The sequence below is a fragment of the Occallatibacter savannae genome, assembly GCF_003131205.1.
In the GTDB taxonomy this organism is placed as follows: domain Bacteria; phylum Acidobacteriota; class Terriglobia; order Terriglobales; family Acidobacteriaceae; genus Telmatobacter; species Telmatobacter savannae.
In genome coordinates, this window is sequence record NZ_QFFY01000005.1 from 555902 (window position 1) to 568617 (window position 12716).

The window sequence follows — 12716 nt, forward strand, 5'->3', positions numbered from 1 at the left end:
GAACCCGAAAAACATATGTTGAAGCCCGCCTCCGCCTTTCTCTCGCTGCTTTTCATCTCCGTTGCTTGCACTGCGCAGCGAATCGAAGTGACCATACCGTCGGCAAAGCCGCTAAACGGTCATCTCATCCTTGTCATCGCAAAAAATGACAATCCTGAACCGCGCAACCAGCTCAGCGAAACCTACGACTCCGCGCAGGGTTTCGGCGTTGATGCAGAGAACGTCGCGCCCGGCACCCCCCTCGTTATCGACGCCAAAACCTTCGGCTATCCTCGTCGCTCGCTCGCCAGCCTCGACCCCGGCGATTACTACGTCCAGGCTGTCTTTAACGTCTACGAGCAGTTCCATCTCGCCTCAGGTAAAACTGTTTGGCTTCCGCCCGACAAGGGCGAAGGCCAGCACTGGAATCTCAAGCCCGGCAATCCCTTCAACAAGCCGCAGAAGATCCATCTCGATCCAAAATCTACCGCCTCCATCAAACTCACCCTCGATCAAACCATTCCATCACTCGAAGGAACGCCGCGCGACCCGCTCGTCATCGCGCAACAGCAGCCAACCGCGAAGTGGCTTAGATACGAGCGCTTCAAGAGCGACAAACTTAGCGCCTTCTGGGGACGCGACATGTACCTCGGCGCCTGGGTCCTGCTTCCCGACGGCTTCGACGAGCATCCCGATGCGAAATACCCGGTCATCGTCTATCAGGACCACTACCATCCAGCCATCGGTCCCGCGCAGTTCACCGCCGTTGCTCCGACCGATCCCAAGTCGCCTGACTTCCGCCGCCAGCAGATCGGCTACCGCCTCTATCAGGACTGGATCTCCGGCCGCCTTCCGCGCGTCATCCTCATCTACGTCCAAAACGCGAACCCTTACTACGACGACTCCTATGACGTAGACTCGTCCAGCGTCGGCCCATACGGATCCGCTATTAACGACGAACTCATTCCCATGCTCGAAAAAAAATACCGCGGCATCGGCCAGGGATGGGCACGCGCCACGTTCGGCGGATCGACCGGCGGCTGGGAGGCTCTCGCGACGCAGGTCTTCTATCCCGACTTCTACAACGGTGCCTTTGTCGCCTGTCCCGACCCCGTAGATTTCCACGCCTATCAGGGCATCGATCTCTATAACGACACCAACGCATTCGTCCGCAAAGGCAACTTCGGCGAGGTACCCATCCCCGGCGATCGCAAAACCGACGGCTCCATCATCGCGTTGACCGGCGACGAATACGCCTTTGAATACGTCCTCGGCACACACGGCCGATCCACGGAACAGTGGGACATCTGGCAGGCAGTCTTCTCCCCGATGGGCAACGACGGCTATCCCGCGCAGATCATCGACCCGCAGACCGGCGTCATCGATAAAAAAGTCCTCGCCTTCTGGCACGATCACTACGACCTTGCCGCAATCATGAAGCGCGACTGGCCCACCCTCGGTCCCAAGCTCGAAGGCAAACTTCACATTGCCGTCGGCGATGCCGACACCTACTTCCTCAACAACGCCGTCCACATGCTCGACAAGCAGCTGCAGGCAACGCGCAACCCGCACTCTGACGCCACCTTCCAGTACGGCCCGGGCATGCCTCACTGCTATACCGGCGGCCCCGGCGAATACACAATGCAGCAGAACAATGCCGACTGGCTCCAGCGCATTCTCCCCGTTATGACAGACCACATGCTCGCTACGGCTCCCGCCGGCGCAGACGTGAAGTCCTGGCGCTATTAGTCACTCTCAAAGGAGACATCTCGCAAATGAACGAACTCTTCATAGGAATCGGCGCCGGCCCGGGCATGGGTTTCAGTACCGCCGCGCGCTTCGCAAAAGAGGGATTTGACCTCGTTCTTACTTCCCGCAACATCGCCAAAATCCAGCCCCTCGTGGCCGAACTCAAGGCCGCCACTGGCCGCAACGTCGAGATGTTTGCTCTCGACTCCACCGATGCGGCGTCCGTGCAGAACCTCGCTGACCGATTCGGTGACCGCGTCAGAGTCCTTCACTACAACGCGGCCGTGATGCAGAAATCAGACCCGCTTGCGACCTCCGTCGCCGCGTTCATCCACAATCTTCAGGTCGACGTCGTCGGCGCCTACAGCGCCATCCAGTCCTTTGTTCCCAAAATGCAGAGCCGCGGCAAAGGCACCATTCTCCTCACCGGCGGAGGCCTCGCGCTTGCTCCCCATCCCAACTACCTCTCTCTGAGTATCGGTAAAGCGGGAATTCGCTCCATGGCAAAAGCGCTCTTCCGTCCCCTCGGCGCCAAAGGAATCCATCTCGCGACCCTCACCGTCGCCAAGATCGTCGCCGCCGGTTCCGCGGACGCGGATGCCGCTGCCGAAGCATTCTGGAGTCTGCACTCAGAACAGGAAGGGAAGTGGACCTGGGAGGCCACGCTCAGCTAAGTCCGCTAAGTCCGCGTGGACATGCGCGGCGCCTATTGCCGGATCTGAAACACACCCTCGTTAGCAGCAGGAATAGTGCAAAAACAGGTCGTCACTCATCCCAGTTTTTGGGACACTTCGAGTGCGCGATCACTCCACTGCTTCCTCGACCTCACGTGAGCGAACCTGTTTACCTTTCAGTGCATTACAAAAAGTTAAGCAGCATAAACATTTTTTAGTCCCTCAACTGTTGACCCCGTTACAGATAGGCCTCTGGCTGCTATATTGAACTTTCGGGGTCGTCCGCCTTTCAGGTGGGTTTTATCCGAAATCGAAATCTGACCATATCCTGTGTGATCGCCGGCACAGCGCGCACAATCGACTGATTAACGAACAACAAGCAGGAAAGCATTCATGGCGCAGATCTTTGACCGCAGCTCCAATGCTTTGGCTCGAGCGAGCCTGGTGCTGACGGGTCTTATCGTGATCGCTCTCGGAGTCACACTCGACCAGTTGCAGCGCTCCCCATGGGTAACTCGCCAGGGTCAACGTCCCGAACAGCCCGTCCCCTTCAGCCACAAGCATCACGTCACAGGCCTCGGCCTCCAGTGCCAGTACTGTCACACCAGCGTTGAGAAATCCAGCTACGCTGGCATTCCTCCTACCAAGACTTGCATTAACTGCCACGCACAGATCTGGACCAATGCCGCTCTCCTGCAGCCCGTACGCGACAGCTGGGCCACCGGCGAGTCGCTTCCCTGGATCAAGGTTCACGACCTTCCCGACTATGTCTACTTCAGCCACCAGATCCACGTGAACAAAGGCATCGGATGCGCAAGCTGCCACGGCCGCGTCGATCAGATGCCGCTGATGTACGCGCAGAACACGCTGCAAATGGAGTGGTGCCTCGACTGCCACCGCAATCCCGCCAAGAACCTCCGCCCCACTGGCCAGATCTACAACATGGCGTGGGAAGCGCCCGCTCCTGAGCGTCCGGTGTGGTGCGCGGTTTCCGGAGAGAAGGCCGGCGTGCCCACTGCGCAGAGCGCCAACTGCACCACCAAGGATCCAACCGGCGCCGGCCCGCAGATGGCCGCATTGCAGAAGCCCACGCTCGAACCCGAGAAGACTGCGACAGACGCGTCCACCGGCACCATACCCGCTTCACTGCACTACGAGAAATTCACCAGTCAGGATCAGCTCGGACATTTCCTGCTGAAGCAATACCACATTCGCAATCCGTACGAACTCAGCAGTTGCGAGGTTTGCCACCGATGAGTCGCGAGCCTTTGAACGGAACGAAAGCAACGGGGAACACCGTGGAGATCGAAAAGAGCAAGGCCAGCCTTGCTGAGAACGAAGCGCCGCTGACACTGGAGCAGGTGCGCGAAAAATTGAAGGGAACCACCGGCAAGAAGCTCTGGCGTTCGATCGATGAGCTCCAGAACACTCCGGAGTTCCAGGCGGCCGTCGAGCGCGAATTTCCTGCCGCAGCGCAGGAGTGGGTCGATCCGGTATCCCGCCGCGGCTTCCTCAAGATCATGGGCGCCTCCATGGCGCTTGCAGGCCTCGCCGGTTGCACCAAGCAGCCCGATGAACCGATCTACCCCTACGTCAAAGCTCCCGAAGATCTGGTTCTTGGCAAGCCGATGTACTTCGCGACGGCGAACCCGTTGCCGACCGGAGCTGTCCCTCTTCTCGTCAAGAGCGATGAGTTCCGCCCGATCAAGGTCGACGGAAACCCCGATCACCCCTACAACCACGGATCGTCCGACGTCTTCTCGCAGGGCTCGCTCCTCGATCTCTACGATCCCGATCGATCGCAGCATTCCACCTATCAGGGCGAAAACAGCGACTGGGCCAACTTCGCGCGCGAGTTTCGCGACAAGGTTGCAAGCACCAAGGACGGCACCGGGATCTATATCCTCAGCTCGACGGTCACCTCGCCCACTCTCGCTCGCCAATGGAAAGCCGTGCAGGCTGCCTACCCCAAGGCGAAGCTCATTCAGTACGATCCCGCACTTGCCGGCACCTTCCTCACTAAGGGCTACAACGTTCAATACGACCTCACGCAGGCTGACGTCATCGTCTCGCTCGATGCCGACTTCCTTTCGAGCGCCTCGTACCCCGGCTTTCATAAGCTCGTCTTCGACTACGCCAAGCGCCGCAAAGACCCTGCGAGCGGAATGAATCGCCTCTACTCGGTCGAAAGCACGCCCACCACGACCGGCATGAAGGCCGAGCATCGCATCGGTCTTCGCGCCAGCGAAGTGCCCGCGTTCGCCGCGGCACTCGCCGCGCAGGTTGGCGCGTCCGGCGCAAACGCGCCTCAATACGCGTGGACCGCCGAGCAGCAGAAGTTCCTCGCCGCGCTCGCCAAGGACCTGAAGGCCAACGGCGGCAAGAGTGCCGTCATTCCCGGCCTCTACCAGGACGAATCAGTCGCCGCGCTTGCTCTCGCCATCAACCAGGCTCTCGGCAACGTCGGCAAGACCGTCACGGTCTCCTCCGAGCCCGCGATTCCAATCCCCAGCGATCAGATCGCCGACCTCAAAAGCCTCGTCGCCGATCTCAACGCCGGCAAGGTCGACTGGCTTGTCATCATCAATTCGAACCCTGTTTACTCCGCTCCCGCAGATCTGGGCTTCAACGACAATCTGCTCGGCAAGGCAAAGATGGTCGCCCACATCGGCTCGCACTACGACGAGACCGGGCGCGTCGCGCAGTGGCACATCCCTGCAGCGCACTATCTCGAAACGTGGTCCGATGCCCGCGCCTACGACGGCACCGTTTCCATCGTTCAGCCCATGATTGAGCCGCTCTGGGGCGGTGTATCAGCACACCAGGTTCTCCAGGCGCTCCTCGACAACCCGCAGCTCAGCGCCTACGAAGCCGTCCGCGCCACGCAGAAAGACAACATCAAGGGCGACTTCGAAACCGGCTGGCGCAAGGCTCTTCACTCCGGCTGGATCGAGAACACCGCATATGCCTCCGGCGGCGCTCCGAAGATCGATGCTGCGAAAGTGCCGACGCCGAACTCCAAAGACCAGCTCGAAATCATCTTCCGTCCCGACCCGAACGTCTACGACGGCCGCTGGTCCAACGTTGGCTGGCTTCAGGAACTGCCTAAGCCCGTCACGAACCTCAGCTGGGATAACGCCGCCATCTTCTCCGGATACACCCGCGAAAAGCTCAATGCAGAAGAAGACGACATTGTCGAGATCAGCGCTGCTGGCGGCACCGTCAAAGCTCCAGTCATCGCGGCTCCTGGCCACCCTGACAACTCGGTTACCATCTACCTCGGCTACGGTCGCGAAGCCGCAGGCCGTGTCGGCTCCGGTATGGGCTTCAGCGCCTATCGCGTGCAGTCCTCGTCCAACCCCTTTGTCGCGACCGGCACTGTAAAGAAGGTCGACGGCAAGTGGGGAATCGCGATCACGAAGAGCCACTTCCAGGACCATCGCGCCAAGAACCTCACCGAGCACAGCAACGAGAACTGGTCGCTCGAAGGTGTCGAAGCGATCGGCCCTCGCGCCATCATCCGCTACGCGACCCTCGAAGAGTTCAAGGCGAATCCGAACTTCGCGCACGAAGGCGAAGGCCGCGACACTCCAGAGCCTGACACCACGCTGTTCCCCAACTGGCCCTACCCCGCCAACAAGTGGGGCATGTCCATCGACATGAACAGCTGCACCGGCTGCAACGCCTGCGTCATGGCTTGCTACGCCGAGAACAACATTCCTGTCGTCGGCAAGCAGCAGGTGCGCATCGGCCGCATCATGCAGTGGCTCCGCATTGATGCTTACTACGAAGGCGACCTCGCAGCTCCCCGCGCTCACTTTCAGCCCATGACCTGCCAGCACTGCGAAAACGCGCCCTGCGAACAGGTCTGCCCGGTCGGCGCAACGGTGCACACGCCGGAAGGCCTGAACACGATGGTCTACAACCGCTGCGTGGGCACGCGCTACTGCTCCAACAACTGCCCCTACAAGGTGCGCCGCTTCAACTACCTGCTCTACTCCGATTACGAAACCGACAGCCTCAAGCTCATGCGCAACCCCGATGTTTCGGTTCGCTCGCGCGGCGTCATGGAGAAGTGCAGCTACTGCGTCCAGCGCATCAATGCCGCAAAGATCGAAGCCGACAAGGAAAATCGCGAAATCCGCGATGGCGAAATCGTCACGGCCTGCCAGCAGGCGTGCCCGGCCTCGGTCATCACCTTCGGAAATCTCAACGACAAGAACAGCAAGGTGGCAAAGCTCAACGAGGACAAGCGCATGTATCAGGTTCTCGCCGACCAGAACACGCGCCCCCGCACCCGCTACCTCGCAGAAGTTCTGAATTTTAATCCTGAACTCGAACAGAATCCGGTCGAACACGCGCCGGAAAAGGGTTGAAGTCACGATGGCGACTAGTGAAATCAGAAGAGGCGACCCTGGCATCGATCCCGCAACCGGAGAGTTCCGCGTTGTAAACCAGGCCGAATCTTTCAAGTCAGTAACAGAGAAGATCTCGCGCATTGTGCTCACCCCGCACACGCCGCTCGGCTGGCTGGCCCTGTTTGGAATCGCAGGTGCGGTCGCAACCGTCCTCCTCGTTGCAGTCACCTGGCTCTTCTTGAAAGGCGTCGGCATCTGGGCCATCACGCAGCCCGTCGCCTGGGGCTTCGCGATCATCAATTTCGTCTGGTGGATTGGTATCGGCCACGCCGGCACTCTCATCTCCGCGATCCTTCTGCTCTTCAAGCAGACCTGGCGCAACTCCATCAGCCGCTTCGCCGAAGCGATGACCATCTTCGCCGTCGTTTGCGCCGGCATGTTCCCGCTGATTCACGTGGGCCGTCCCTGGCTCGGATACTGGCTCTTCCCGCTCCCGCTTACCATGAACGTCTGGCCGCAGTTCCGCTCGCCGCTGCTGTGGGACGTCTTCGCGGTATCGACCTACGCCACCATCTCGGTCGTGTTCTGGTACATCGGCATGATCCCCGATTTTGGAACCTTCCGCGATCGCGCCGACAATAAGGTAGCCCAGTACTTCTATGGAATCTTCTCGTGGGGCTGGCGCGGATCTGTGAAGCACTGGATGCGTTATGAAACGGCCTCGCTCCTTCTCGCCGGTCTCGCAACGCCCCTCGTGCTCTCCGTACACACCGTCATTAGCTTCGACTTCGCGGTCGCGGTCCTCCCTGGATGGCACACCACCATCTTCCCGCCCTACTTCGTCGCCGGCGCCATCTACTCCGGATTCGCCATGGTGCTCACGCTGGCCATTCCGCTGCGCAAGTTCTACCACCTTGAGTCGATGGTGACCGAGCGCCACATCGACAACATGGGCAAAGTTATGCTCGCCACCGGCTTCATCGTCGCCTACGGCTACGGCATGGAAGCCTTCATGGCCTGGTACTCGGCTTCGCACTGGGAAGCCTTCATGTTCTGGAACCGCGCCTTCGGTCCGATGGGCTGGTCCTACTGGACGCTCATCATCACCAACCTCGCGATTCCGCTGACGACTCTCTGGATTCGCAAACTGCGCACCAACCTCGCCTATATGTTCTTTCTCTCGATCGTGGTGAACACGGGCATGTGGTTCGAGCGCTTCGTCATCGTTGTAACCAGTCTCTATCGTGACTTCCTGCCCTCCTCGTGGGGCACCTATCGCGCAACCAAGTGGGATTACATGACGTTCATCGGAACGCTCGGCTTGTTTACGACGCTGTTCCTGCTGTTCGTCCGCTTCCTGCCCATGATCCCCATGAACGAAATCCGCATGATTCTGCCCTCGGCCAAAATCAAGCCGAAAGCGGCAGCCGGAGCTGATTAACGATGCCTTCTCGTGAAGGAACATACGGCCTGCTGGCCGAATTCGATAACCCCAGCGACCTCGTCCGCGCTGCGCAACAGGCGCGCGAAGACGGATGGCGCCGCATGGATTGCTACACGCCATATCCGGTGGAAGAGGCGGCTGAGGCCATCGGCTTCCACCGCAATCGCGTGCCGCTCGTCACGCTCATCGGCGGCCTCATGGGTCTCGCTGCCATGTTCTCGATGGAGACCTGGATCTCGGTGATCGCCTACCCGCTGAACATCGGCGGACGCCCGCTCTACTCGTGGCCCGCCTTCGTTGTGCCCGCGTACGAGTGGACGATTCTGTGGGCCGGTCTCTCCGCTGGATTCGGAATGCTCGCGCTGAACGGACTGCCTCAGCTCTACCATCCCCTCTTCAACGCTCCCAACTTCCGCAACGGAGCAACCACAGACAAGTTCTTCCTCTGCCTCGAGGCAATGGATCCCAAGTTCGACCTGATCGAGTCCAAGCGCTACCTCGAAACCCTCAGCCCCGTTTCCGTAGTGGAGGTGGACTACTGATGACACAGCTCTCGGTCTTCAGGTCTCAGTCTCCAGCCTCCTCACCCGTAGTTCGGGTGCCCCATGTCCCCTTCTTTTGGGCACGTGGGAAACAAAGAAATGTCTTAGCCTTGACCGGCCTCGCCGCCATCCTCCTCATCTCCGGCTGCCGTCAGGACATGCACAACCAGCCCAAGATGATTCCGCAGCGCGGCTCCGACTTCTTCGCCGACCATCGCGGCGCGCGCCCGCAGATCGTCAACACCGTCGCTCGTGGACAGCTTCAATCCGACAGCTACTTCTACACCGGCGTGGTGCAGGGCTCCAACGGATACCGCGAAGAGAAGGACCAGCTTCCTTTCCCCGCGACCATGGAAGTCCTCGAGCGCGGCCAGGAGCGCTTCAATATCTACTGCACTCCCTGCCACTCGCGTGTTGGCAACGGCCTTGGCGAAATCGTTCAGCGAGGTTACAAGCCGGCGGCAAACCTCAACGATCAGGTCCGCCGCTCGCAGCCGGTCTCGCACTACTTCTACGTAATGACGCACGGCTATGGCGCCATGCCCGACTACGCCGAGCAACTCACGCCTGAAGATCGCTGGGCAGTTGCCGCCTATATCCGCGCCCTTCAGCTCAGCCAGGCCGCTACGCAGGCCGACGTTCCCTCCGGCGCGCAGGTTCGGGACTTGAAGGACCTGGCCACTGAAGCGGGCCATCCCGACTACGCGCAGCCGTGGACGCTGCCGCAGTCTACCGGCGTCGAGAACTACAAGGTTCCTTCGGAAGGAAATCCTGGCAACGCACCGGCAGGTCCTCCGAACCCGAAGATCGTTGTTCCAGCAACCAAGACGGCTCCCGCGGCCGCGAAGTAAGGATTGAGTTCAATGGCTCACGACACACACGGTTCATCACACGCCCGAGCGCTCCCGGCAGATCTTAGCGCTCCTGCGTTTGTCGACGGCTGGCGGTCACGCGCAAGCATCGTCGGCATTGTCGCTGCGGTTGTCGCCGTGATTCTTGCTCTTCTCGGGCAGGCCCAGGACCATCTCGGCTGGGAACACTTCATGCGCGCCTGGATGCTCGGCCTTGTCTTCACATTCGGCTGGTCCGTCGGTGGCCTCGCGCTCCTCATGGTCCAGTACGTCTCCGGCGGCAAGTGGGGCCTTCTTCTCCGCCGGCCGCTTGAAGCTGCATCGCAGGGGCTTTGGCTGGTGCTCATCTACTGGCTCATTTCCATTCCGTTCATGAAGTACCTCTATCAGTGGGCGAGATACACCACCGTCGCGGAAACCGCCGACGCCCTCAAAAACGGTCTCATCAACGAAGCCCAGGCGCACTGCCTCGACTTCAAACGCCCCATGCTCAATCCCACCACTTACCTCATGGTGATGGTGATCTGCTTCGCGATCTGGATCTTCTACGCGTGGCGTCTGCGCAGCCTGAGCATTGAGCGTGACAGGCAATCCGCCGACACAACGCCCTTCTGGATCAAGAAGCTCGAAAACATCAGCGGCCCCGGTATTGTGATCTACTCGCTCACCATGACCGCCGCCGTCATTTACTGGGTCATGTCGATGGACGTCACCTGGTTCTCCTCCGTCTACGGCCTGCTATTCCTCGTCGGCGAAGGATACTCGGTTCTCGCTCTTTCCATCCTGACCGCCATCAGCCTCTCGAAAGCTGAGCCATTCCGTACTATCCTGCGCACCACGGAGCAGCATGACCTTGGCAAGTTCACCTTCGCCTTTGTCATGCTCAACATCTACCTCGGCTTCGCGCAGTTCCTCATCATCTGGTCCGGCAACCTGCCTGAAGAGATTAACTGGTACCTCGATCGCATTCGCGGACACTGGGGCATCATCATCACCCTCGACTTCATCTTCCACTGGGTGATTCCGTTCTCACTGCTGCTCTCGCGCGACATCAAGCGCAACAAGAAGCGCATGATTCGCGTCTGCCAGTGGATGATCTTCGCCAAAGCCTTCGACCTCTTCTGGCTTATCGAACCAAACTTCAAGGACGCAGCCCGCAACCTGCACTTCAGCTGGGGAATCCTCGAGTACATCGCGCTTCCCGTCGCCATGGCCTCCATCTGGGTCGCCTATTACAGCCACAACCTGAAGACTCGCGCACTGGTGCAGACCAACGATCCACACGTCGCAGAGATTCTGGAGCCCGAACATGTCCACGCTTGATCACAACGAACCTCACGAGGAGAAGATGCTCGGCTCACACGGCCCCAAGGACATCGACGCCTCCGCCGGCTATGAGCAGTCCGACGTCAAGGTCACGGGCATCATTGTCTTCCTCACTTCGCTGGCCATCTTCGTCGCCGTCTGCGGAGTGGTGACCTACGGCATCGGCAAGCTAATCAATGCCGAGCTCAATCGAGAAGACGGGCCGAACACGAAGTGGACGACCGACGCCGATGCAAAGATCCGCACGCTCGGCAATCTGCCCACCAACCCCGAGTTGCAGAACAAAATCGCGGAGATGACCCAGAAATTTCCCACCCCGCGCGTTCAGACCGACGACGGCAACGTCGATGTCGCCGATCTCCACGCGCGCGAAGATCTCCTGCTCGACGACTACAGCTGGGTCGATCGCTCGCAGGGCAAAATAAGAATTCCCATCGAGCGCGCTATGCAGATCGTCGCGCAGAAGGGACTTCCCGTCGCTCCGGCAGCGCAGCAAGCTCCGCTCCTCGCAGAAGACCAGAAGCCGCAGGTCACAGTGCCGCTTACTAGCGGCTTTGCCCGCACCGGCTTCGAACAGGATCTAGCCGCATCGCAAAAAGCCGAAGAGCTGTACACGCATGAAGGCGAAGGGAACGGAACAGGCAACAGAGTCCAGGAAACCAAACCCGAGTAAAAAACAAAATTTCAGAGGAAACGACAAAGCGTCAGGGCACAGAGATAGGTTCTGACGCAGAAGCAAAGGGAAACGATAAGCATCAGGGCACAAAGATAGGTTCTGATCCAAAGCAAAGGGAAACCAGAAGCGTCAGGGCACGACTTCAGTCGTGCCGCACACAGCAACAAAGCGGGCGGGGCTTTAGCCCCTGAGGTAACAGCAGTCATGTACAGCACCAACAGCGCGAAAAAAACGAGGACGGTCACCCGCTTAGCGGCCACCGCCCTCCTATGCCTCGCCGCGCTGACCGCATCGCAGGCCCAGGTCTCCCGCTACGACGAGAAGCAAGTCGGCACGACCAACGAAAAGCCGAACATCCTCAACGGTGTCGGAATCGCCCAGCACCTCAATCAGCAGATCCCGCTCGACCTCACCTTCACCGACGAGACCGGCAAACCTGTCCAGCTCGCGAGCTACTTCGGCACCAAGCCCGCAATTCTCGCCCTGGTCTACTATCAGTGCCCGATGCTGTGCTCCGAAGAACTCAACGGCCTCAGCAGCGCGCTGCAGATGGTTAACTTGGTCCCCGGAAAAGACTTCAACATCGTTGTCGTCAGCATCGACCCGAGCGAAGGCACCGATCTCGCCGCCGCCAAAAAGCGCAGCTACCTTCGGCGTTACGGCCGCCCCGAAACAGCCGCAGGCTGGCACTTCATGACCGGCACGCAGCCGAACATCGACGCGCTCACGAAGACCGTCGGCTTCAGCTACGTCAAAATCCCCGGCCCCGACGGCAAGCTCACCCAGTTCGCGCACGCCAGCTCGATCCAGATCGTGACGCCTCAGGGCAAACTCGCCCAGTACTACATGGGCGTCGAGTATTCCCCCAAAGACATTCGGCTCGGCCTCGTCGAGGCTTCCGGAAACCACATCGGTTCGCCGGTCGACAACATTCTTACGTACTGCTACCACTACGATCCGCAATCCAACAAGCACTCGCTGATCATCGCCCGCGTCGTTCAACTCGGCGGCGCTGTCACCCTGGTCATGTTGGGCGGATTCATGTGGATCATGTTCCGTCGCGATTACCGCGCGGCACACGAGAAACTTGCTTCAGGAACAAAGGTGAACGGATAAC

At 59.8% G+C, this 12716-nt stretch carries 10 protein-coding genes; all 10 read left to right on the plus strand.

All coding sequences use genetic code 11. The annotated features are described in order from the left end of the window. Positions 1-15: 15 nt before the first annotated feature. The 10 genes from DHV10_RS20380 to DHV10_RS20425 all read left to right on the plus strand — a co-directional run bounded on the left by DHV10_RS20380 (position 16) and on the right by DHV10_RS20425 (position 12715). Entirely contained in the window at positions 16-1728 is a 1713-nt protein-coding gene (locus DHV10_RS20380; protein WP_109488217.1) for an alpha/beta hydrolase-fold protein, read from the plus strand. 26 nt (positions 1729-1754) lie between these two features. Further along, positions 1755-2402 carry an SDR family NAD(P)-dependent oxidoreductase gene (locus DHV10_RS20385; protein ID WP_109488218.1) on the plus strand — a complete coding sequence of 216 codons (648 nt, stop codon included), beginning with the start codon at positions 1755-1757 and terminating at the stop codon, positions 2400-2402. A 393-nt stretch (positions 2403-2795) separates the two neighbouring features. Beyond that, the gene (locus DHV10_RS20390; protein WP_109488219.1) at positions 2796-3659 is read left to right on the plus strand and encodes a cytochrome c3 family protein; all 864 of its coding nucleotides are present in this window, start codon (positions 2796-2798) and stop codon (positions 3657-3659) included. After that, positions 3656-6778, plus strand: a complete 3123-nt coding sequence (locus DHV10_RS20395) for a TAT-variant-translocated molybdopterin oxidoreductase (protein WP_109488220.1) — start codon at positions 3656-3658, stop codon at positions 6776-6778. Before DHV10_RS20390 ends, DHV10_RS20395 begins: the two co-directional genes overlap by 4 nt. Before the next feature lie 7 nt (positions 6779-6785). Then, on the plus strand, positions 6786-8201 hold the full coding sequence (gene nrfD, locus DHV10_RS20400; RefSeq protein WP_109488221.1) for an NrfD/PsrC family molybdoenzyme membrane anchor subunit: 1416 nt from the start codon (positions 6786-6788) through the stop codon (positions 8199-8201). A 2-nt stretch (positions 8202-8203) separates the two neighbouring features. Continuing rightward, positions 8204-8746: a DUF3341 domain-containing protein gene (locus DHV10_RS20405; protein WP_109488222.1), complete on the plus strand. Its 543-nt coding sequence runs from the start codon at positions 8204-8206 to the stop codon at positions 8744-8746. A gap of 110 nt (positions 8747-8856) precedes the next feature. Next, positions 8857-9597: a c-type cytochrome gene (locus DHV10_RS20410; protein ID WP_239461956.1), complete on the plus strand. Its 741-nt coding sequence runs from the start codon at positions 8857-8859 to the stop codon at positions 9595-9597. A 12-nt stretch (positions 9598-9609) separates the two neighbouring features. Next, the gene (locus DHV10_RS20415) at positions 9610-10920 is read left to right on the plus strand and encodes a hypothetical protein (RefSeq protein ID WP_109488224.1); all 1311 of its coding nucleotides are present in this window, start codon (positions 9610-9612) and stop codon (positions 10918-10920) included. After that, positions 10907-11596, plus strand: coding sequence for a hypothetical protein (locus DHV10_RS20420; RefSeq protein WP_109488225.1), 690 nt, complete (start codon positions 10907-10909; stop codon positions 11594-11596). The genes DHV10_RS20415 and DHV10_RS20420 overlap by 14 nt, the downstream gene beginning before the upstream one ends. Before the next feature lie 207 nt (positions 11597-11803). After that, positions 11804-12715 (plus strand): SCO family protein, encoded by a 912-nt coding sequence (locus DHV10_RS20425; protein WP_109488226.1) that lies wholly within the window; start codon positions 11804-11806, stop codon positions 12713-12715. Position 12716 lies beyond the last annotated feature (1 nt).